This is a genomic window from Streptomyces sp. NPDC055013 (assembly GCF_053608645.1).
The window spans coordinates 22,036-43,487 of sequence record NZ_JBSGVW010000001.1 but is presented as its reverse complement, the minus strand read 5'-3'; the positions used below and the strand labels follow the sequence as shown (position 1 = coordinate 43,487).

The window sequence follows — 21,452 nt, the reverse complement described above, 5'->3', positions numbered from 1 at the left end:
CGGGAATGAAACTGGACCGCGGTCCGGTTACGGTGCTAGAAATTAAACGGACCCCGGTCCGGATCGTAACGGCAATGTTTCAGCATCCTTGGAGTTCGCATGTCTGTTCGCATCCTCGCGCTCGTCGGCAGCCTTCGCGCCGGTTCGCACAACCGTCAGCTCGCCGAGGCGGCCGTCAAGCTCGCCCCCGAGGGCGCCGAGGTCGTGCTCTTCGAGGGCCTGGCCGACATTCCCTTCTACAACGAGGACATCGACGTCGAGGGCACCGCCCCCGCCACCGCGGCCAAGCTGCGTGAGGCCGCGCAGGCCGCGGACGCGTTCCTGCTCTTCTCCCCCGAGTACAACGGCACCATCCCGGCCGTACTGAAGAACGCCATCGACTGGCTGTCCCGCCCGTACGGCTCCGGCGCCTTCGGCGGCAAGCCGGTCGCCGTGGTGGGCACCGCGTTCGGCCAGTACGGCGGCGTGTGGGCGCAGGACGAGACCCGCAAGGCCGTGGGCATCGCCGGCGGCAAGGTGCTGGAGGACGTCAAGCTCTCCATCCCCGGCTCCGTGACCCGCTTCGCCGAGACCCACCCGGTCGACGACGCCGAGGTCGCCGCGCAGCTGACCGAGGTCATCGCGCGCGTCCACGGGCACGCGGGCGAGGTCGTCGCGGCCTGACCTGCCCCGAGGTCCTCCAGGAGGGGCCGGAGCCGAGCGCTCCGGCCCCTCCGCGCATGCCCGGCGCCTCCTCCCGTGTCACGCCACCAGCGTCGGCGCGAGCTCCCGCAGCTCCGCCAGCGCCGCCGCCACCGCAGGCCGCTCCCGGCAGCCCCGGCGCGTACAGGTCAGCACCTTGCGGTGCGGGTCGCCGACGCAGCGGACCCGGGTGATCGGGAGCTGCGGGGTCAGCTGGGCCAGCCGTGGGATCAGGGCGACGCCGAGCCGGTTGGCGACCAGGTGGGCGGTGACGTTCCAGTCCAGCGCGTGATGGATCACGTCCGGGGTGAACCCGGCCGCCCCGCACGCCGACATCACATGCGGGAGGCAGGGGCTCTGCGGCACCGGCGCGATCCAGTCCTCGTGCGCCGCCCGGGCGAGGTCGACGCGTTCGAGTCCGGCCAGCGGATGGTCGTCGGGGACGACGAGGTCGTACGGGTCGTCCAGCAGCGGCTGCTGGTCGAAGCGCGCGTCGCTCAGCGGCGGGTTGAGCGGGGTCACGTCCACCACCGCCAGGTCGACCTCCCCCTCGAAGAGCAGGTCGAAGCTCTCCGCCACCGTCGTCTCGCGGATCCGTACGGTCAGCTGCGGATGCCGCTCCCGCATCCGTACCGACATCGGCGCCAGCAACACCGACACGGCCGTCGTGAAGCCGCTGACGCGCAGTTGCCCGGCGGGGGCGCTGTACTCGGCACGCAGGTCGAGCTCAGCCGCCTCCCAGCGCTCCGCGATCGCGTCCGCGTGCGCGAGCAGGCTCTCGGCCGCCGCGGTGAGCCGCACCCCGCGGCCCTGGGGTTCGAGGAGGCCGACCCCCAGGTCGCGGGCCAGCTGGCGGATCTGCTGCGAGGCGGCGGACGGGGTGAAGTGCAGGGCGCGGGCGGCCGCGGTGACCGTGCCGTAGTGCGCCACGGCCCTCAGTACGTGCAGTCGGCGCAGATCAATCATGAAGCCCACGCTTCAAGGTGACGTCCGGAAAGTCAACCTGGACGTACACGAAAGCGCATCGCACGCTTGGTTGTGTCGCGACGGTCAACCAGCCACGAGGTACGAGGAGTCGCCATGACCAGCACGACCGGCACCGTATGCCCGCACTGCGGGTGGCCCGACGGAGCCGAGCCCTACCAGGTGGTGTCCCGGCACACCACGGCGGCGGGCAGCACGGTGTGGACGCGGTGCGCCTGCGGTTCCCTGCAGGTGCGCATGGTGGACGCCCGCGGCATGCGCGTCGTCTCCCGCAGCAGGCCCACGGGGACTCCGGCGCGCTCGGCCGGCCGGTGACGTCGGTTCAGTCGAGCCCGCCGCGTGACCGCCGTCAGGCCGCGCCGGCAAGTTGGTCGCCGAGCGCGGTACGCCGGTACAGCACACGCCGCCCGTCACGGGCCCGGGTGACGAGTCCCGTCGCGTGCAGCACCTTCAGGTGCTGGGAGACCGCGCTGGGCGTCACACCGAGGCGCCGGGCGAGCTCGACCGTGGGGAGCGGTTCGGCGAGCAGCCGCAGGACCGTGGTGCGGGGTGCGCCGAGCAGCGCGGTGAGGGCGGAGGCCTCGGGCTCGGGCCGCGGTTCCCACAGGGTGGCGGCGCCCCTGCTGGGATACGCCAGCATCGGGGCTTCGTCGGCGCTGAGCGGCGGGGCCGGTTTGTGTGAGAACAGCGACGGGACCAGGCGCAGTCCCCGCCCGGAGCCGTCCACCTCGTGCCGGCCGATCATCCGGTCGACGCGCAGGACGCCGTCGCGCCAGCGGACGTTGCGGTGCAGGTCGGAGAAGAGGAGTTGGGCTCCGCCCGTGGCCAGTTGCCGGGCGCGGTGCGTGATGTCGGCCTCCAGGACCAGCCGCATCCGTGGCCAGTCGGGAAGTATCGCCAACTCCCAGTACCGCTGCAGGAGTTCGCACAGCTCCTCCAACAGCTCCGTCACAGGCGCGTCGCCGGGCGCGGTGATCTGCCGCAGGGCGTCCGGGAGGGGGTGCGGGGCATGGGTCGCGAGCAGGTCGCGCCGTACGAGATCCGAAGGCGTCGACCCTACGACGGTGAGCTGGTCGGCCAGCGTGGGCGCGAAGGTCGTCGGGCGCGGGGTCAGGAAGTCGGGCAGGGTCAGGGTCCGGCCGACCAGGGCCCGCAGCAGCCCGGCGTCGGCGGGGGCGAGGCGTTCGAGGACCGAGCGGCGCCACGGGGTGTGCAGGGGGTAGACGCCCGGGGCGCGCAGAGCCCGCAGGCTGCCCATGACCTCCCGCAACGGCGAGATCGCGAACCGGGTGTCCGCGAGGTCGTCGACGTCGAGCAGGAAGCTGATCATTAAGCCTCCGGCTACATCCTTTGGCAACCGTCCGTCGCTGCCGTGGACTTCGGCGTATGACGGATCACAACTCCCGGCAGGCTACCCCGGCGATCGCGCTGCTCGCCTTCGCCTGCGGAGTCGCGGTGGGCAATGTCTACTTCCCGCAGGCGATCGGCCCGTTGGTGGCCTCGGGCCTCGGCGTCTCCCCCGGCGCGGCCGCCACGGTGGTGACCGCGACCCAGTTCGGCTACGCGGCCGGTATCTACCTGCTCGTGCCGCTCGGTGACCGGCTGCGCCCCCGCCGGCTGCTGGTCACCCTGCTCGCGCTGACCGGCTTCGGTCTGCTCGTGGCGAGTTCGGCGCGGGCGCTGCTGCCGCTGGTCGTCGCGAGCGCGCTCGTCGGTGCGGTGACGGTGATCGCGCCGCTCGCCGGTGTGCTGGCGGCCGGCCTGGTGCCGGCCGAACGGCGCGGAGTGGTGAGCGGCACCCTGCTGAGCGGCTCCCTGGCCGGCATGCTGCTGTCCCGTGCCGTCGGCGGCGCCCTCGGCGACTGGCTGGGCTGGCGGGCGCCGTACGTCCTCGCCGCCGCGCTCTCCTTCACGGTCGCCGCCCTGCTGGCCCGCATGCTGCCGACGCTGCCCCCGTCGGCCCGGGTGCCCTACCCGGCGCTGCTCGCCGCGCCGCTGCGCCTGCTGCGCACCGAGCCCGAGCTGCGCCGCTCCTGTCTGTACCAGGCCACGGTGTTCGCCGGGTTCTGCGCGGTGTGGACGGGCGTGGCGCTGCTGCTCACGGGGCCGGTGTACGGCATGAGCGCGAAGGCCGCCGGGCTGCTGGCGCTCGTCAACGCGGCGACGATGCTGTGCACGCCGGTCGCCGGGCGGCTGGTGGACCGCCGGGGTCCGGACCGGGTCAACCTCGTGTGCTTCCTCGTGGTCGGTACCTCGGCGGTGGTGCTGGCGTTCGGCGGCCTGGGCGGCGTGCCCGGGCTGACCGCGCTGGTCGTCGGCACGCTGCTGCTCGACGTCGGCATGCAGTCCGGGATGGTCGCCAACACGGTGCGGATCTACGGCCTCGGCGCGGACGTCCGCGGCCGCCTCAACACCGCGTACATGACCTGCGTCTACCTGGGTGGCACGGCCGGCTCGTGGCTGGGTGTCCGGGCCTACGGCCGCTTCGGCTGGACCGGTGTGTACGCACTCGTCGCGACGCTGACCGCGGTGGCGGTCGCCCGCCATGCGAGCCGTCGCAACGCCGTCACTGTGCCCTGCGCTCCGACTTCGCCGGCTCCTGCTCCTGCTCCTGCTTCTTCGAAGCCCGCAGGCTGGTCACCGTCGTGATGGCCAGGACGAGCACGATGAAGCCGAGCGAGAAGGGGATGCCGATCTCCGGTACGTGGACGCCGGACTCGTGCAGCGCGTGCAGGAAGAGCTTGACGCCGATGAAGCCGAGGATGATCGACAGGCCGTAGCTGAGGTGGACCAGCTTCTTCAGCAGGCCGCCGATGAGAAAGTACAGCTGCCTGAGCCCCATCAGCGCGAAAGCGTTGGCGGTGAAGACGATGTACGGGTCCTGGGTCAGCCCGTAGATCGCGGGGATGGAGTCGAGGGCGAACAGGACGTCGGTGGAGCCGATCGCCAGCATCACGACCAGCATCGGGGTCATGACCCGCTTGCCGTTCTCGGTGATGAACAGCTTGGTGCCGTGGTACCGGTCGGCCACGCCGAAGCGCTTCTCCACGGCCTTGAGCAGCTTGCTCTCCTGGTACTCCTCCTCGTGCTCCTCCTTGCGGGCGTCCTGGATCAGCTTCCAGGCGGTCCAGATCAGGAAGGCGCCGAAGAGGTAGAACACCCAGGAGAACGCGGAGATGATCGCCGCGCCGGCCGCGATGAAGCCGGCGCGCAGCACGAGGGCCATGATCACGCCGACCATCAGGACGCGCTGCTGGTACTGCGAGGGCACCGCGAACTTGCCCATGATCAGGACGAAGACGAAGAGGTTGTCGACGCTGAGCGACTTCTCCGTGATGTACCCGGCGAAGAACTCGCCGGTGGGACCGCCACCGCCGTAGAAGAACAGGCCGAGGCCGAACAGACAGGCAAGGACGACCCAGACGATCGTCCACGTGCCCGCTTCACGGATGGACACGTCGTGGGGTTTGCGGCCGATGAAGAAGTCCACGGCGACGAGCGCGCACAGGACGACGACGGTCAGCAGCCAGCCGGAGAGGGAGACGTTCACGGGGTGTACTCCTGGTGCAGGTGGGACCTTGACAGCGTTGTCGCCACCCGGTTTCCCTGCCACCTACGGCAGGTGAACAACGGGTCATGTCCTGGCAAGCTCCGTGGTCACGCGGGTGCCACCCGCCGGACGGCGGGGAGGTCCCGCCGAACGGCGGCCCGCTGAGCGGGGACCGGTGCGCGGATCATGGCCGCAGCGCCGCGGAGCCGTCCGGCACCCGCGTACTGCCGTGTGAGGAGACCCCATGACCCAGGCCCCGCCCCCGCCACCGTTCGACCCCGAGCTCGCCGCCGCACTGGAGCTCATCAAGGACATGATCTCGCCCGGCCTCACGGTGGACGAGATAGCCGACGTCCGCCAGGGTCCGGGGATCGAGATGCTGGCCCAACTGGACCTGACCGTGGACGGCTTCTTCGAGGTGGAGGACCGGGTGGTGCCGGGGCCCGAGGGCGCGCCCGAGATCTCCCTGCTGATCTGCCGGCCGGCCGCTCCGGCGGGCGCGGGACCGCGGCCCGTGATCTATCACGTCCACGGCGGCGGCCTGATCATCGGCACCAACCGCGTCGGCGTCGACGTTCCACTGGCCTGGGCGAAGGAACTGGACGCGGTCGTGGTGTCCGTGGAGTACCGGCTCGCGCCCGAACACCCGTATCCGGCCCAGATCGAGGACGTGTACGCCGGCCTTGAATGGACGGCGAAGCATGCGGTCGAGCTGGGAGGCGACCCGCAGCGGATCGTCGTCGCCGGTGCCAGTGCGGGTGGCGGACTGTCCGCGGCGCTTGCCCTGCTCACCCGGGATCGCCGGGGGCCCGAGCTGATCGGGCAGATGCTGATGTGCCCGATGCTGGACGACCGCAACGACAGCCCGTCCGCCCGCCAGATGGCCGGGCTCGGCGTCTGGGACCGTACGGCGAACGAGACCGGCTGGACGGCGCTGCTCGGCGAGCGGCGGGGCGGTCCCGACGTCTCCGCGTACGCTGCGCCGGCCCGTGCGGAGGTGCTGTCCGGGCTGCCGCCGGCCTTCGTGGACGTCGGTTCCGCGGAGACGTTCCGCGACGAGGTCGTCGCCTATGCGTCCCGGATCTGGCAGGCCGGAGGGGTGGCCGAGCTGCACGTGTGGCCCGGCGGTTTCCACGGGTTCGACGGCTTCGCACCGCAGGCGGCGGTTTCGCAGGCGTGTCGGGGGGCTCAGCTGGCTTGGCTGAAGAGGTTGTTGAGCGGGTGAGACGCAGGGGCCGGAGGGCGAGGGTTGCGCCTGCTCGTCTGCCGGGTTCTGGTGTTGCGCGGGTGCGGGTCGTCCGTGGCTGGGCGCGCAGTTCCCCGCGCCCCCGGGGTGGGTTGCCGTCCCCGGGGTCCTACGCGAAAGGGGGCCGGTCCTTGGCCCCTTCCGGGTCCTGGAGCTGTGCGGGTGCGGGTCGTCCGTGGCTCTGGCGCGCAGTCCCCGCGCCCCCGGGCTTCCGTGCGAGGGGGGCCGGTCCTTGACCCCGTGCCGCACCATGGGCCTATGAAAGAGCTGGCCGGACGTCTGACCGCGTTGGATCCGGATGCCGGGGCGGCCGTGCGGGTCATCGCCTACTTCGATCGGCTCGCCGAGTCGCGGGCCGGGCTGGAGGCACTGGTGCGTGGTGCCGCCGTGCTGGCCGGGGTGCCGGCTCGGCTGGTCGACGTGGACCGGCGGGTTCAGGTCCGGGTCGAGGTCGACGGGACGCGGCGGGACAGCGACGTACCGCCGGATCCCGCGTGGCCGTCCGCCGCGCTGATGCCGGGCGGCGTTCCGGCGCTGTGGCTGGAGCGGGCCCAGGAGGCGGAGCCGAGTGTCGTGGACGCGGTGATCCTGGAGCGGGCCGCCGGGGCCGTACGGCTCGTGCTCGACCGGACCCGGGGGCGGGCGCCGGCCGACGACCCGGCGCTGATCGAGACCGTCCTCGACGCCACGGCACCGAAGGCGGCGCGGCTGCACGCGGCCCGCCGCCTGGGGCTCGACCCCGCCGCGACGGCACGCGTCCTGGCCCCGCTGGACGGCCAACCCCGCATCGTCTCCGCGCACTTGAACGCAGACCCGCCCGTCGGCCGCATGGGCGTGGGGCCCGCCGTCCCGGTGCTCGACCTGCCGCGCTCCTGGTCGCAGGCCCGCATCGCGCTACGGTTCACGGCCGAGGGCACCGCCCACGACCCCGGTCCCTGCGTCGTCCACGCCGACGAGCTGGGCGGCATCGCCCTGCTCTCCGACCTCGTACTGCCGGGCGCCGAACCGCCGCCCGACGTACAGGCGCTGGAGGCTGCCGCGGCGGCCGCGCCCTGGCTGCTCGCCACGCTGCACGCGGTCGCCTCGACGGTGAGCCTGCGCGCGGCGGCGGCCGAGATCAACGTCCACCACTCCACACTCCAGGAGCGCCTGGCCCATGCCGAGCACCTTCTGGGCTGGCCCCTGCGCACCCCGCAGGGCAGGTTCCGGCTGGGTCTGGCACTGGCCATGCGGCATCTGGTGCGGAACTAGGGGATTTTCCGGATCACGCCGGCGAAGGCGCACTCCCCGGCGGCCGTGCACACCGTCACCGGAATTCGTGGACGATCTCGATCGTGCCGACGATGTGGGCGTTGAACTCGTCCAATTCCTCGGCCGGCACCCACAGTTCGAGGATCGTCTCGCCGCCCGCCCGTTGGACCGGGTAGCGGCTCAGGAACTCCGACTCGACCTCGAACCGGGTCACGAAGCCGGCGCCGTCGTGCTTGACGTTCCAGTCCCGGGCGATCTTCACGGCGTAGTCCTCGTTGAGCACCGGGTAGAAGATCGGCTGCTCGGGCAGCCTCGGTGGCCAGGCTCGCCAGTTCAGCTCGCGGACGAGGTCCAGCTCCTCGGGGCCGGTGGGTCGCCACAGGGTGGTGGTCGGGGTCGGGCTGCTCATGGGCGGTGACGATATCCACGCCCCGAGCTCAGGGGCCACGGAGTTTCGGGCGCCGGCATCCCACTGCTTGCATGCGCGCTATACGCGCACTCGCCGGAAATTTCACGGATGGCCTATCCTGGAGGCCATTCATCTCGGGACGGAGGACTCCGGCGCCATGACTGCCACGGACCCCGCGCTCACCGCGCTCGCACAGGGCTGGTGCGCTCTCTCCCTGCTGCACGGGAGGATCGAGGCGCACATCGAGCGCGCCCTGCAGACCGGGCACGACCTGAGCGTGCGGGAGTACTCCCTGCTCGACGTGCTCAGCCGCCAGCACAGCGGCGAAGGCGGCCACCTGCAGATGAAGCAGGTCGCCGACGCCGTCGTCCTCAGCCAGAGCGCCACCACCCGGCTCGTCACCCGGCTCGAGGACCGCGGCCTGCTCTCCCGCTACCTCTGCCCCACCGACCGCCGCGGCATCTACACCGACGTCACCGAAGCAGGCCTCAAGCTTTTGGACGAGGCACGGCCCACCAACGACAAGGCCCTGCGCCAGGCCCTCGACGAAGCCGCGACCAATCCCGAACTGGCCCCCCTCGTCCGGGCCGTCGAGACGCTTCGCATCCCCGTCTGAGCCCGCCCCCGCCTCGCGCTACCCCTGGTCCCCGACCGACAGCACCAGCTTTCCGCGCACCCGCCCCGCACTGCTGATCCGCCAGGCCTCCGCGGCCTCGGCGAGCGGCAGCACCCGGTCGATGTGGACGGCGAGCCGGCCCGCGTCGGCCAGTTCACCGAGGGCCGTCAGATCGGCCGGGTCGGGGCGCACCCACAGGACGTGACCGCCCTTCGCCAGGACGTCGGGGTCGGCGATGGACACCACCCGGTCACGGCGCTCGAGGACCTGCTGGGACACGTCCACGGCGTCGCCCCCGACGAAGTCGAGAGCCGCGTCGACGCCCTCCGGGGCCAGCTCGCGCAGCCGGTCGGCCAGGCCGTCGCCGTAGGTCACGGGCTCGGCGCCGAGCTCCCGGACGAAGTCGTGGTTGCGCTCGCTCGCGGTGCCGATGACCCGGGCCCCGAGCGCGACGGCGATCTGCACGCCGAACATGCCGACCCCGCCGGCCGCGGCATGCACCAGGACCGTCTCGCCCGCACGCACCCCCACGCGCTTGATCGACTGGTAGGCGGTCAGTCCCGCCAGCGGCACGCCCGCCGCCTGCTCCCAGCTGAGCGAGGCCGGCTTGCGCGCCACCAGCCGCACGTTCGCGGCCACCAGCTCGGCATAGGTGCCGAGCTGCACGGAATCCTTGCGGAGATAGCCGTACACCTCGTCACCGGGCGCGAACTCCTCGACGTCCAGGCCGACCTGTTCGACGACTCCGGAGACGTCCCAGCCGGGAATCACGGGGAAGCGGGTCTCCATGAGCGGGTCGAGGTACCCCGCCCCGACCTTCCAGTCCACCGGGTTGACCCCGGCGGCCTTCACGCGGATGAGGACCTCGCCCGGAGCCACCTTGGGGTCGGGGTGCTCCACCAGCTTCAGATCCTCGGGCTGACCGTAGTGCTGCAGTGTGATGGCCTTCATGGTTCCCATGTAAGCACACGACTGTTACCAGCATGTGCAATATATGCAGCTACATTCAGCGTGGCGGCTCACATTGACGCGATCTCCGATGTGGCCGTACACATGGCCCCATGAGCGCGCCACACCTTCCCCTGTCCGGCATCACCGTGGTCAGCCTGGAGCAGGCCGTGGCCGCCCCGTACGCCACCCGGCAGCTCGCCGATCTCGGCGCGCGTGTGATCAAGGTCGAGCGGCCCGGGGAGGGGGACTTCGCCCGCCGGTACGACACCACGGTGCACGGTCACTCCAGCTATTTCGTGTGGCTCAACCGGTCCAAGGAGTCCCTGACGCTGGATCTCAAGGATCCGCGTGGCCGCGAGATCCTGCACCGGCTCCTCGACGACGCCGACGTGTTCGTGCAGAACCTGGCACCGGGCGCCGCCGACCGCCTCGGCCTGGGTGTGGAGGCGCTCGGCGCGCGGTGGCCGCGGCTGATCCCGTGCACGATCTCCGGGTACGGCACGTCCGGGCCGTGGGCCGACCGGAAGTCGTACGACCTGCTGGTGCAGTGCCAGACCGGGTTGGTGTCGCTGACCGGAACCCCCGACGAGACCGCGCGCGTCGGCATCTCCGTCGCCGACATCGCGGCCGGGATGTACGCGTACAGCGGCGTCCTCACCGCCCTCTTCACGCGCGCCACCACGGGCACGGCCCATCCGGTGGAGGTCTCCCTGTTCGAGGCGCTGGCCGAATGGATGGGCCAGCCGGCCAACTACACCCGGTACGGCGGCACCCAGCCCCCGCGGCTGGGCACCCAGCACCCCACCCTCGCTCCCTACGGCGCCTACCCGGCCGCCGACGGCCGGGAGGTGCTGTTCTCCATCCAGAACGAGCGCGAGTGGGCCGTCCTGTGCGATCGGTTCCTGGGCCGGCCCGAGCTGACCGACGACCCGCGCTTCGCCACGAGCTCCGCGCGGGTGGCGCACCGGGACGAGGTCAACGCCGTCGTCGCCGACCGCTGCGTCCGCTCCGACGCCGAGGAGATCCTCAAGGAGCTGGAGTCCATCGGCATCGCCTGCGCCGGGGTCAACGACGTCACCGCGTTCCTGGAGCACCCGATCCTCGCCGCCCGCGAGCGCTGGCGCGACGTGCCGGTGCCCGGCGGCGCGACGGTGCAGGCCCTGCTCCCGCCGGCCGACCTCGCGGGACTGCCCGCGCGCATGGACCCGGTGCCTGCGGTGGGCGAGCACACGGAGGCGATCCTCACCGAACTCGGCCGTACCGGCGAGGAGATCGAGGCCCTGCGCGCCGACGCCGTGATCTGACAACCGGCCCCCTGCGTGACCGAACGCGGCCCACCCTCCGTGCGTCACAGTGTCGGGCGGCTGCGGCACCGCCCTTCCTGTGCCTGCCGCTGACCGTTCAGGGGGATCCATGCGTACGACCGCTTCACGCACCGCCTCGCTGCTCACCGCCCTCGGCCTCCTCGCCGCCGGCTGCGGCACGGTCACGGCCGGGTCCGACGACGCGGCCCCGGCCCCGGAGACAAAGGCCCGCGCCCACGAGGTCGCCGAGGCCTGGGACGGTTCACCGGCCGCCGACGCCTGGCGCAAGGGCTACTACCCGATGGCGGACGCGGTGCAGCCGCCCGAGGACGCCTTCCACGACGAGGACGACAAGCAGGCCTACGACCGCCAGAACTTCGAGCTGCGCGGCGACCTCCCCGACTCCGAGCAGAGGGAAGGGGAGGTGACGTGGCGGAACGGCGGTTCCCTCACGCTGCCGCTCATGGGGGCGCGGGAGGCGTACAGGACGGTGGACCGTACGGACGCGCCCGCGCCGCGTCTCGTCGTCACCGGGGCGAAGCTGGGCGAGACGACGCTGGTCACGAGCCGCGGCCCGGCCACCGTCCCGGCCTGGCTGTTCACCGTCGAGGGCTACGACACCCCGCTCAAGCGGGTCGCCGTCAACCCGTCGAAGCTTCCCAAGCCGCCCATCGGGCCGGCCCGGGACACCCCGACCGAGAGTCTGTGGGAGCTCAACCGGCTGGTCGAGGTGGCCGCGGACGGCCGCTCCGTCACCGTGCTGGCCCACCACGGGTCCTGCGACGACGGACCCGCCGTGGACGTGTTGGAGACGAACGGCAGCGTGGTCCTGTCCGGCTACGTCGTCGGCATGAAGGACGGCCCGTGCACGTCCGACCTGCGGGCGAAGAAGGTGACCGTCGAGCTGGACCGCCAGCTCGCCGACCGGCTCCTGCTGGACGCGTTCACGGGCCGCCCGGTGCCGCAGGGGAACCCCAACGGACCCTCCGGCAGCTGGAGCTGACTGACGGTCACAGGTCCCTCGTGGTCGGTCCGTGCGCCATCAACTGCGCAGGGCTCCCTCGGCCGCCGCCACGGCCTGCTCGGCGTAGCCGCGGCCGAAGAGGACGGCGTGCACCAGAAGCGGGAAGAGCTGGTGGAGGGCGATCCGGTCGGACCAGCCGGCGGCGAGGGGTGCCGCGTCCCGGTAGCCGTCCAGGATCCGGTCCAGGTGGGGGCAGCCGAAGAGGTGGAGCATGGCGAGGTCGGTCTCGCGGTGGCCGCCGTGCGCGGCCGGGTCGATCAGCCAGGCGTGCCCGTCGGCGCCCCACAGGACGTTGCCGTTCCACAGGTCGCCGTGCAGCCGGGCGGGCGGCTCGGCGGGGCCCGCCAGCTCGGGGAGCCGCTCGCAGACCCGCTCGATCACGGACGCCTCCGCGCCGCGGACCGTGCCTTGGTCGACAGCGCTGCGCAGATACGGCAGCACCCGGTGCTCGGCGTACCAGCGCGCCCAGTCCGGGCCGGTGACGTTACGCATCGGAGCGAGCCCGATGTACGCGTCCTCGGGGCCGCCGGGCGGTGCGGCGCCGAACGCCGGTGCGCCGGTGGCGTGCAGTGCGGCCAGGTCTCGGCCGAACCGCTCGGCCGCCTCGGCGGTGGGAGAGCCGGTCGACACCCGGTCCGTGACCAGCCACTGCCCGTCCCCGCCGTGCACGGCGGGGATACGGACCGTGCCGGCGTCGGCGAGCCAGCGCAGCCCGGCCGCCTCGGCCTGTGCGGCGCCGTCGCCTTCGCCGCGTTTGACCATCACGACCTGCCCGCCGGCGAGGGTGACTTCGGCGAGCGATCCGGAGAGCCGGCGTTCACCGGTGACCGGCATCCCGGTGAAGTGCGCGGCCGTGGCGCCGGGGCCGTCGAAGGAGTCGTACACGGGCCACAGGGTACGGCGGCTCCCCGCCCTGCCGAAGGCACCTGCTCGGTCAGCTGTTGGCGGCGGCCTTCTTGATCGCCTCACGGATCCTGGCGTACGTGCCGCAGCGGCAGACGTTCTCGATCCGGTCGATGTCCGCGTCCGTCGGCCGGGGTGTCTTCTTCAGCAGCGCGGCCGTGGCCATGATCTGGCCCGGCTGGCAGAAGCCGCACTGGGCGACGTCGCAGTCGAGCCAGGCCTGTTGGACGGGGTGGAGACGGTCGCCGTCGGCCAGGCCCTCGATGGTGGTGACCGCACGGCCGGCGCAGTCGGCGACCGGGACGACACAGGGCTGGATCTCGTCGCCGTCGAGATGGCTGGTGCAGGCACGGCAGGCGCCCACGCCACAGCCGTACTTGGGGCCGGTGACGTTCAGCAGGTCGCGCAGCACCCACAGCAGGGGCATGTCGGCGGGCGCCTCGACGGTGACCCGCTTGCCGTTGAGGGTGAAGGAGTAGGACGGCATCGGTACCTTCTCGGGTGGCTCAGAAGTTGAGGGGGAAACGGCGCGGCTGGGTGCCGGTCGCCCGTGCGTAGGCGTTGGCGACGGCGCCGGACGCGGCCGGGACGCCGAGTTCACCGGCGCCGCCCGGAGCGCGGCGGGAGGGCATGATGTGCGCCTCGAAGTGCTGCGGGGCGTGCTGCTGGCGGGCGTAGTGGAAGTCGGCGAAACTGCTCTCCCGGACGGCGCCCCGGTCGATGTGCAGGCCGGCTCGGAGGATGGTGGAGATGCCGTCGACGGCCGTGCCCATGAGCTGGGCCTCCAGGCCACGAGGGTTGACCGCCGTTCCTACGTCGGCCGCCATCACCACCTTGGTCACCCGTGGGTTCTTCGGGTCGACGGCGTCGATCTCGACCAGACAGGCCACGCAGGAGTCGTACTCCTCGTGGACCGCGACACCCTGGGCGTGCCCCCTCGGCATGGTCCGGCCCCACTTCCCGGCGGTCGCGACCTTGTCCAGTACGGCCCTGACGGTCTTGCTCCGCAGTGTCGTACGGCGGAAGGCGACGGGGTCCTGGCCGAGGCTGCGGGCGACCTCGTCGACGACGATCTCCTCGGCGGTGCGCACCGTGCCGGAGTCCACCGAGCGCCATGCGCCGAGGGGCATGACCAGGTCGACCGAGCCCGACTTCCCGGAGAGACGGCCGAAGTTGTAGAGGCCGCTGTCGCTGGGCAGCGGGGCGGCGCGTACGGCCGAGTTCGCGCCGACTTGGGCGGGGCCCAGGCCGCCCTGCGTGGACAGCCCCTGTTCCTCGAAGGACTCGCTGACCGAGGCCGTCGCGTGGGCGAAGGCGACCACCCTGCCGCGCGCATGGCTGGCCCGGATCCGGTGATGGGAGGCCGGGCGCATCCTGCCGTGCCGGATGTCGTCGGCCCGGCTCCACATGAGCTTGACCGGCCGGCGTGCCTGCTTGGAGATCAGTGCCGCCTCGACCGCGGCGTCATGGTTCAGCCGCCGCCCGAACGAGCCGCCGCCGCGCAGTACGTGGACCTGCACCTTCGACACCGGCAGGTCGAGCCGCGCCGCGATGTCCTCCCGCGCGGATGTCGGGGTCTGGGCGGAGAACCAGATCTCGGCCCGCCCGGGGCGTACGTCCGCCACGGCGGTGAGGACCTCCATCGGCGCATGGCTGACGAAGGCGAACTCGAACTCGGCCTCGGTCTGCGCCGATCCGCGCGGCGGAGTCTCCAGCTTCGGGACCGCGGCTCGCAGCCGGGAGCGGATGCCGGAGTCGGAGAGGTTCGCCAGCGGGCCGGGCGCCCACTTGATCCGGAGCGCGTCCCTGGCCTGGAAGGCGTGGTGGAAGGTCTCCGCGACCACGGCCACCCCGCCGTCGATCTGGACGACCGCGTGGACACCGGGCATGGCGCGGGCCGCCCCGGAGTCGACCGAGAGGACCTTCCCGCCGATCGTCGGCGGCCGGGCCACGACTGTCGGCCTGGCTCCCGCCACCGTGAGGTCTCCGGTGTACTTCGCCTTGCCGGTGATGAGGTCGCGGGCGTCGATCCGGGTCGTCGGCCGCCCGATCAACCGGTGTTTCGACGCCGGCTTGGGATCGGTCGGCACGGCAGGCCGTGTGATCCGGGCAGCGCTCCTGGTCAGTGAGCCGAAGGTGGCCGAGCGCCCGTCCGGTGCGAAGACTCTCGTGCCGCGGGTGCGCAGGGTCCGCGCGGGGACGTGCCAGCGGCGCGCGGCCGCGGTCACCAGCTTGGCACGTGCGGTGGCGGCCAGGTGCCGAGCCGGTCCGTACAGCGAACTGACCGAACTGGAGCCGCCGGTGAACTGGTTGCCCTCGTCGCGGGCATCCGCGAGCGGGATGTCGACGTCGGCGAGCCGGGCGTCCAGTTCCTCGGCGATCATCATCGCGACGGCGGTGGTGACCCCTTGGCCGACCTCGACGCGGGGCAGCCGTACGACGACCTTGTTGGCCGGAGTGACCTCCAGGACCAGCATCTCCGCGTCGGTGCCGGTGACCAGGACGTCGGAGGGCCGACGGTCGCCGTCCACGGTTCGCTCGGCGCCCTTGGCGGTGGCGGAGTCGCAGCCGAGCGGTGCCGCGACGGTCAGGGTGGTCGCCACGAGTGAATGGACCACGAACTGTCGACGGGACAACTGACGGGCCAACAGGCGCTCCTCTCCGCGAACCGGACTGGTTCGACATGTATGAGGGGTCGGTGCACCGCGGGGTTGCGCCGCTTGGTCGTTCCTTCGGACTACGGCGCGAGTTGTGAGAGGTCGGTGCTCCACTCGAGGTGCCGTATGAGCTCGTCGTCGCCCGACCGTTCCGCACTCGCGCCCCGGGGGCCGGGGCCCGACGGGGCGTGGGTGCCACGGGAGATGTTTCCGCTGACGGTGATGTTCTGTTCCACGCGGGGGCGGCGGAGTGTCTCGTACAGGGAGAGGGCGGCGTCGGTGTCCGGCGCGTCCCGCAGGGACTTGGCGAGGACGACGGCGTCCTCCAGGGCCATCGAGGCGCCCTGCCCGGTGGCGGGGGACGCCGCGTGCGCCGCGTCGCCGATGATCAGGGTGCGGCCCGAACGCCAGGGTGTTCCGGTGGGCAGTTCGGTGGCGTTGGTGACCATGAGGTGGTCGGGGGTGGCTGCCACCAGGTCAGCGGCCAAGGTGGCGTCCTTGCGCAGCAGCGGCAGGAGCAGGTCGCGCCATTGGTCGGGGGTGCCCTGCGCGATGGTGTCGGCGGCCAGGGGCTCGTCGGTGACGCGGGCGAACCAGTACGTCTCCCCGTCCGGCGACACCGCGTACCCGAAGGCGACGGAGCTGCCGCGCACCATGGTGATGGTCTCGGGCCGGGCCGGTCCGGGTGCGCCGCCGGTGTAGCCGTAGAAGACGTACTGCCCGGCGTAAGCAGGCCGCGCGTCCGGGGAGATGAGCCGGCGGACGGTGGAGTTGAGGCCGTCGGCCCCGATGAGTAGATCGCCGGCCGCCGCGGTGCCGTCGGCGAAGTGGGCGGTGACGCCGCCCGGACCCTCGACCACCGACATCAGGCGCGCGCCGTGCCGGATGTCGATGCCTCTGCGCCTGACCTCGGCCTGCAAGGCGGAGTTGAGATCCCCACGCCGCAGACAGCGGTACTGCAGGTGCGGGGTGCCGGCCTCGCCGAGCGGCACTTGGGCCAGTTCGGTGCCCGTGTCGTCCAGGACCCGCATCGAGGTCAGCGGGAAGCCGATCGCGGTGACCGCGGCCGAGGCGTCCACCTGGGCCAGGGCGCGCATGCCGTTGCTCGCGAGCGTGAGGAACGCGCCGATGTCCTCGGCGGAGTCGGGGTGCGCCTCGTGCACGACGACGTCGAATCCGGCCTTGTCCAGTGCCAGAGCCGCTCCCGCGCCCGCGATTCCGCCCCCGATGACCAGCACCTGTGCCACGCCGCTCCCCCCACTCGTCCACACCCGACCCCCGTGAGTCGCCCGGGTACTTCATGGAACGTCCGGGCCCCGACGTCGGTTCCCGCACCTCGGTGGCGGTCGCGCCGCGCCCACGGTGGCGGCATTCCCCATCCTGCTGTGGGCGCTGGTCATCTGCGCTCTCGCCGTATTCCGGATGATTCCCGCCATCTCTCGCGAGGAGTGCAACCATTGACGCGAGCCGGGTGTCTCACCAGATATCAGACAGTTAGCCTCCCCGGGGGACGCAATGGTACAAAAACGAACGGCATGGGCGACAGCCGCGCTCATGGGCATCACCTTGGGAGTGGCGGCGGTCCCTGCCGACGCAGCCCCCGCCCGCACCACCCAGGCCACCACGGCCTGCCCCACCGGCTGGGGCAGCCAGGCCGAGACCCGCTCCGCCGCCACGACGGAGTCGGTGACGAACGTCCGGACCGGCCGGCACGCCTGCTTCGACCGCATGGTCGTCGACGTCCCCGGCGCGCGCAGCGGCGACCTCGGCTATTCCGTCAGGTACGTCAGCCGCCTCTACCAGGACGGTTCGGGCGACCACATCGCCGTCGGCGGCGGAGCCGTCCTCGAGGTGCGCGTGGCCGCGCCGGCGTACGACCCCGAAACCGGCAAGCCCACCTATCCCGTGCGGGCCGGTCAGCGCCTGAAGGGCGTGGACCTCACGGGGTACCGCACCTTCAGGGACGGCCGCTTCGTCGGCAGCTTCGAAGGGGACACGCAGATCGGGCTCGGAGTCCGGGCGCGGCTGCCGTTCAAGGTGTGGGTGGCCGACAACCGGATCGTGGTCGACGTGGCGCACAACTGGACCGGGGCACGCTGAGGGCGGTCAGGGGCGGGGAGCGATCAGAGCGCCTCGCCCCTGATGGCGGCGTCCCGCCCCTGATACTCCCGCAGCTTCCGGTAGAGGGTCGCCCGGGCGATGCCCAACGCCGCCGCGGCGCGCGCCTTGTTGCCGCCGTAGCGGCGCAGCGCCTCCAGGATCGCGGCGCGTTCGGCGAGCTCCATCGGGCTGAGGTTCCGTCCCGCGGGTCCTTCCCGGACGGGATCGGGCAGTTCACTCAGCCGCACCGGTCCGCCGATCCGCCGTTGTCGCGCCAACGCCCGCACGAGGTGGGCGAGTTCGGTGACATTGCCGGGCCAGGGGTGCCGTTCCAGCGCCCGCAGCGCGTCCAGCGACCAGGTCAGCGGCGGGCTGCCGGGGGCGGGCCCGGGGGCGAGGGCGGGCAGCAACTCCCGAATGTCATCGGGGCGTTCCCGTAGCGCTGGCAGGGTCACCGAGCGGGCCGCGAGGGTGTCGAGGAGGCGCTGGAGGCAGGGGCCCGGTGAGGTTCCTGGCGTGTAGGTGACGACCAGGCCGGCGTCGGGACGCTCGTCCAGGAGCGAGTTGAGGGCGGCGACATCGGACTGGGCGAGCCGTTCGGCGTGCCGCAGCAGCACAGGCCCGTCACCGGCTCTCCCCCAGCCGTCGGCCGGGGCGACCTCCATCTCGTCCCGCTCGTCATCCTTGAGGCCCGGTTCGGGTGATTCCGCGGCATCCACGACCAACGGGGCCGTGCCGCCGAGCAGTTCGAGGGCCAGCGTGGTCTTGCCGGTTCCCCGTTCGCCCACGACGAGCAGGGGCCCCGCAGTCCGGGCCAGGGCCGCCGCCCGCGCGACAGCGTGCCGCCACGGCACCGAGTTCCCGACCAACTCGCTCTCCGGGCGCGGCACAGACGCCGGCGCCGGCTCCACGGAACGGGGCGCCAGCACGGCGATCAGGCCGGAAACGCGCCCCTCATGCCGTACCGGAGTGATCTCGACGCTGCATCCGGCGTCCTCGGGAAGCGAGACCTCGTACGGCTCGCCGGTCCCCCTCCCCCATGCCCCGGCGCCCCGCTCCAGCGCCTCCAGCACCTGCGGCGAGGCAAGGCGTGCCGCCGCCTCGCTGATCAGGCGGTTTCGGCCGTCCAGCGCGACGACGGCCCGTTCGCGGCCCCGCGCGGCCCGCTCGTATGCGTCGAGCAGCACCCGTTCCGCGGTACGCGCGCGCGCCCGCAGTTCGGCCTCCATCGCAGCGGCGGCCGCCTCGGCGAGGGCGGCGCCGGGGTGCGGTCGGCAGCCCGCGCACAGACCGGAGGCGACCGTGACCGTGCCGAGCACCTGATCCGAATCCGGGGACAACAGCGGCACGCTGACCGCGGACACGTCCTGCCACACGTCGAGGAAGTGCTCGGGGCCGTGCACCTCGGCCCGGCTCCGGGTGCGCAGGGCGAGGGCGGCGCTGTTGTGGCCGACCGCGCGTTCGGACAGGTCGCTGCACGTGTCGTCGCCGGGGGCGCTGCCGGTCGACCACAGCACCCTCAGCCGTTCGTCCGTGAGCACGAGCGCCGAGCGTCCGGCGTCGAGGGCCGGGGCGATCCGGGCGAGCACCGGGCGCGCCGCCTCCAGCAGGGGCGAGTCGACGGGGTGGGCCGACTCCCGTACCGGGCCGTCGAGATCGGGTCGTACGCCGAAGAAACGGGCGCGCCGCCAGGCGGCGACGACGTCGTCCGGCACGCCTGCCGGGAGCGGGCGCCCTGTCAGGAACCGTTCGCGGGCATGGCGCAGAGGGGCGAGGGCAGGAGGATGTTCCGCGGTGGTCATGGCGCTTCTCACCGTATCGGGGGCCGTGCGCACGCGGCGACGGCGGGCTGTGCGGGCGGCGGTTGTCTCGTATTGAGACACCCATGAACGACCGCGGCGCTCCATGATCTTGAAAGGCATGGGTCCGTTCTCGTTTCTCGGCTTCTGCCCGGATCCGGACTCGTGCCCTGGCTCGTCTGTTTGCTCACCCCTGACTCGCCTCCTGGAGCGTTCTGTCGTGCACACCGTTGTCGAGACCGACGTACTGATCGTGGGCAGCGGCCCGGCGGGCGCGTCGGCCGCGCTCGCCCTGAGCACCTACGGCGTGCGCAACATGGTCGTCACCCGGTACGCGAGCCTCGCCGACACGCCCCGGGCGCACATCACCAACCAGCGGACCATGGAGGTGCTGCGCGATCTGGGCGTCGAGCAGGAAGTCATCGCGAAGGCGACGCCCCAGCACCTGATGGGCAACACCACGTTCTGCACCAGCCTGGCCGGCGAGGAGCTCGGCCGGGTGCGCTCCTGGGGCAACGACCCGCTCGTGCAGGCGGCGCACGAGCTGGCCGGCCCGACGCGGATGTGCGACGTGCCGCAGCACCTGATGGAGCCGGTGCTGGTGAACGCGGCGATCGCGCGCGGCACCGACCTCCGGTTCAGCACCGTCTACCGGTCCTTCGTCCAGGACGAGGCAGGCGTCACGGTCACCGTCGAGGACCGGCTGCGCGGCGACGAGTACACGATTCGCGCCAAGTACCTGATCGGCGCCGACGGCGGCCGTTCCAAGGTCGCCGAGGACGCCGGGCTGCCGATGGGCGGTCAGATGGGTGTCGCGGGCAGCATCAACATCGTCTTCGACGCGGACCTGAGCAAGTACACCGCCCACCGCCCCTCCACCCTGTACTGGGTCCTCGCGCCCGGCGCCACGGTCGGCGGCATCGGCGCGGGCCTGGTGCGCTGCGTACGGCCCTGGAACGAGTGGCTGATCGTGTGGGGCTACGACGTCACCGCCGGCGCCCCGGACCTCACCGAGGAGTACGCCCTGTCCGTCGTACGCCAGCTGGTCGGCGACGACGAGATCCCGGTGACCATCAAGTCGTCCTCGGCCTGGACGGTCAACGAGATGTACGCGGAGACGTACGCCAACGGCCGGGTCTTCTGCGCCGGTGACGCCGTGCACCGCCACCCGCCGTCCAACGGGCTCGGCTCCAACACGTCCATCCAGGACTCCTACAACCTGGCCTGGAAGCTGAAGCTCGTCCTCGACGGCGTCGCCTCGCCGCGGCTCCTCGACAGCTACGACGCCGAGCGCGCTCCGGTCGGCCGGCAGATCGTGACCCGCGCCAACAAGTCCATCGCCGAGACCGCCCCGGTCTTCGAGGCGCTCGACGGGCTGTCGCCGCAGACGCCGGAGCAGTTGTGGGCCAACATCGCCGCCCGCAGGGACGCCACCGAGGCGGCGGCCGAGCAGCGGGCCGCGCTGCGCGAGGCGATCGCCTTCAAGGTGTACGAGTTCAACGCGCACGGCGTCGACCTCAACCAGCGCTACACCTCCGCCGCGGTCGTCCCCGACGGCACGCCCGACCCCGGCTTCACCCGCGATCCGGAACTGCACCACCAGCCCACCTCCCGCCCCGGCGCCAAGCTTCCGCACGCCTGGATCACCTCCGGCACCCGGACCGTGTCCACCCTCGACACCGTCGGCCAGGGCCGCTTCACCCTGCTCACCGGAATCGGCGGTGAGGCGTGGCTGCGGGCGGCCGAGGCGCAGCCCCTCGACATCGCCACGGTCGTCATCGGACCGGGCCGGGAGTTCGAGGACCCCTACGGCGACTGGGCCGGTCTGAGCGAGATCTCGGACGCGGGTGCCCTCCTCGTACGTCCCGACGGGTATGTGGCGTTCCGGCACGCCGACGCGGCCGTGGACGCCGAGCGGTCGCTGACGGACGCGCTGCGGCGGATTCTCGGGCACGGTTGAGATGGACGCCCAGGAAG

Annotated in this window: 20 protein-coding genes; 10 read left to right on the top strand and 10 right to left on the bottom strand. The window is 72.3% G+C overall.

All coding sequences use genetic code 11. The features are described 5' to 3' along the window. Window positions 1-99: 99 nt before the first annotated feature. A complete protein-coding gene (locus ACWGDB_RS00245) occupies window positions 100-663 on the top strand; it encodes an NADPH-dependent FMN reductase (RefSeq protein ID WP_453820304.1) in 564 nt (187 codons plus the stop codon). 78 nt (window positions 664-741) lie between these two features. Here ACWGDB_RS00245 and ACWGDB_RS00240 read toward each other — a convergent pair whose 3' ends face one another. Further along, on the bottom strand, window positions 742-1,647 hold the full coding sequence (locus tag ACWGDB_RS00240) for a LysR family transcriptional regulator (RefSeq protein ID WP_453820303.1): 906 nt from the start codon (window positions 1,645-1,647) through the stop codon (window positions 742-744). 114 nt (window positions 1,648-1,761) lie between these two features. On the opposite strand from ACWGDB_RS00240, the gene ACWGDB_RS00235 reads away from it, so the two are divergent. Continuing rightward, the gene (locus ACWGDB_RS00235) at window positions 1,762-1,980 is read left to right on the top strand and encodes a hypothetical protein (RefSeq protein WP_453820302.1); all 219 of its coding nucleotides are present in this window, start codon (window positions 1,762-1,764) and stop codon (window positions 1,978-1,980) included. A gap of 34 nt (window positions 1,981-2,014) precedes the next feature. On the opposite strand, the gene ACWGDB_RS00230 is transcribed toward ACWGDB_RS00235, so the two are convergent. After that, complete coding sequence (locus ACWGDB_RS00230) at window positions 2,015-2,995, bottom strand: ArsR/SmtB family transcription factor (RefSeq protein WP_453820301.1); 981 nt, start codon at window positions 2,993-2,995, stop codon at window positions 2,015-2,017. Between the two features lie 56 nt (window positions 2,996-3,051). Here ACWGDB_RS00230 and ACWGDB_RS00225 point away from each other — a divergent pair, with 56 nt between their 5' ends. After that, the gene (locus ACWGDB_RS00225) at window positions 3,052-4,314 is read left to right on the top strand and encodes an MFS transporter (protein ID WP_453820300.1); all 1,263 of its coding nucleotides are present in this window, start codon (window positions 3,052-3,054) and stop codon (window positions 4,312-4,314) included. On the opposite strand, the gene ACWGDB_RS00220 is transcribed toward ACWGDB_RS00225, so the two are convergent. Beyond that, on the bottom strand, window positions 4,232-5,215 hold the full coding sequence (locus ACWGDB_RS00220) for a TerC/Alx family metal homeostasis membrane protein (protein ID WP_453820299.1): 984 nt from the start codon (window positions 5,213-5,215) through the stop codon (window positions 4,232-4,234). The two genes, ACWGDB_RS00225 and ACWGDB_RS00220, sit on opposite strands and share 83 nt — an antisense overlap. Before the next feature lie 244 nt (window positions 5,216-5,459). On the opposite strand from ACWGDB_RS00220, the gene ACWGDB_RS00215 reads away from it, so the two are divergent. Both ACWGDB_RS00215 and ACWGDB_RS00210 read left to right on the top strand, forming a co-directional pair. Further along, entirely contained in the window at window positions 5,460-6,440 is a 981-nt protein-coding gene (locus ACWGDB_RS00215) for an alpha/beta hydrolase (protein ID WP_453820298.1), read from the top strand. 279 nt (window positions 6,441-6,719) lie between these two features. Further along, entirely contained in the window at window positions 6,720-7,712 is a 993-nt protein-coding gene (locus tag ACWGDB_RS00210) for a helix-turn-helix domain-containing protein (RefSeq protein WP_453820297.1), read from the top strand. 55 nt (window positions 7,713-7,767) lie between these two features. Here the strand turns inward: ACWGDB_RS00210 and ACWGDB_RS00205 are convergent, their stop codons facing one another. Then, window positions 7,768-8,121 (bottom strand): hypothetical protein, encoded by a 354-nt coding sequence (locus ACWGDB_RS00205; RefSeq protein ID WP_453820296.1) that lies wholly within the window; start codon window positions 8,119-8,121, stop codon window positions 7,768-7,770. A 157-nt stretch (window positions 8,122-8,278) separates the two neighbouring features. Here ACWGDB_RS00205 and ACWGDB_RS00200 point away from each other — a divergent pair, with 157 nt between their 5' ends. Beyond that, complete coding sequence (locus ACWGDB_RS00200; RefSeq protein WP_453820295.1) at window positions 8,279-8,737, top strand: MarR family winged helix-turn-helix transcriptional regulator; 459 nt, start codon at window positions 8,279-8,281, stop codon at window positions 8,735-8,737. An 18-nt stretch (window positions 8,738-8,755) separates the two neighbouring features. Here ACWGDB_RS00200 and ACWGDB_RS00195 read toward each other — a convergent pair whose 3' ends face one another. Continuing rightward, entirely contained in the window at window positions 8,756-9,688 is a 933-nt protein-coding gene (locus tag ACWGDB_RS00195) for an NADP-dependent oxidoreductase (RefSeq protein WP_453820294.1), read from the bottom strand. A gap of 110 nt (window positions 9,689-9,798) precedes the next feature. On the opposite strand from ACWGDB_RS00195, the gene ACWGDB_RS00190 reads away from it, so the two are divergent. Next, window positions 9,799-10,992 (top strand): CaiB/BaiF CoA transferase family protein, encoded by a 1,194-nt coding sequence (locus ACWGDB_RS00190; protein ID WP_453820293.1) that lies wholly within the window; start codon window positions 9,799-9,801, stop codon window positions 10,990-10,992. A 109-nt stretch (window positions 10,993-11,101) separates the two neighbouring features. After that, the gene (locus tag ACWGDB_RS00185; RefSeq protein ID WP_453820292.1) at window positions 11,102-11,995 is read left to right on the top strand and encodes a hypothetical protein; all 894 of its coding nucleotides are present in this window, start codon (window positions 11,102-11,104) and stop codon (window positions 11,993-11,995) included. 39 nt (window positions 11,996-12,034) lie between these two features. On the opposite strand, the gene ACWGDB_RS00180 is transcribed toward ACWGDB_RS00185, so the two are convergent. The 4 genes from ACWGDB_RS00180 to ACWGDB_RS00165 form a co-directional block, all read right to left on the bottom strand. After that, window positions 12,035-12,850 (bottom strand): fructosamine kinase family protein, encoded by an 816-nt coding sequence (locus ACWGDB_RS00180; RefSeq protein WP_453820727.1) that lies wholly within the window; start codon window positions 12,848-12,850, stop codon window positions 12,035-12,037. A 100-nt stretch (window positions 12,851-12,950) separates the two neighbouring features. Then, window positions 12,951-13,406 (bottom strand): (2Fe-2S)-binding protein, encoded by a 456-nt coding sequence (locus ACWGDB_RS00175; RefSeq protein WP_328877629.1) that lies wholly within the window; start codon window positions 13,404-13,406, stop codon window positions 12,951-12,953. A 19-nt stretch (window positions 13,407-13,425) separates the two neighbouring features. Continuing rightward, a complete protein-coding gene (locus ACWGDB_RS00170) occupies window positions 13,426-15,537 on the bottom strand; it encodes a molybdopterin cofactor-binding domain-containing protein (RefSeq protein ID WP_453820291.1) in 2,112 nt (703 codons plus the stop codon). Between the two features lie 119 nt (window positions 15,538-15,656). Continuing rightward, window positions 15,657-16,823 (bottom strand): FAD-dependent oxidoreductase, encoded by a 1,167-nt coding sequence (locus ACWGDB_RS00165; RefSeq protein WP_453820290.1) that lies wholly within the window; start codon window positions 16,821-16,823, stop codon window positions 15,657-15,659. A 268-nt stretch (window positions 16,824-17,091) separates the two neighbouring features. Between ACWGDB_RS00165 and ACWGDB_RS00160 the strand changes: the two genes are divergently transcribed. Then, window positions 17,092-17,676 carry an AMIN-like domain-containing (lipo)protein gene (locus ACWGDB_RS00160; protein WP_453820289.1) on the top strand — a complete coding sequence of 195 codons (585 nt, stop codon included), beginning with the start codon at window positions 17,092-17,094 and terminating at the stop codon, window positions 17,674-17,676. A gap of 23 nt (window positions 17,677-17,699) precedes the next feature. Here the strand turns inward: ACWGDB_RS00160 and ACWGDB_RS00155 are convergent, their stop codons facing one another. Further along, window positions 17,700-19,478, bottom strand: a complete 1,779-nt coding sequence (locus ACWGDB_RS00155; protein ID WP_453820288.1) for a helix-turn-helix domain-containing protein — start codon at window positions 19,476-19,478, stop codon at window positions 17,700-17,702. 217 nt (window positions 19,479-19,695) lie between these two features. On the opposite strand from ACWGDB_RS00155, the gene ACWGDB_RS00150 reads away from it, so the two are divergent. Continuing rightward, a complete protein-coding gene (locus ACWGDB_RS00150) occupies window positions 19,696-21,435 on the top strand; it encodes an FAD-dependent oxidoreductase (protein WP_453820287.1) in 1,740 nt (579 codons plus the stop codon). Window positions 21,436-21,452 lie beyond the last annotated feature (17 nt).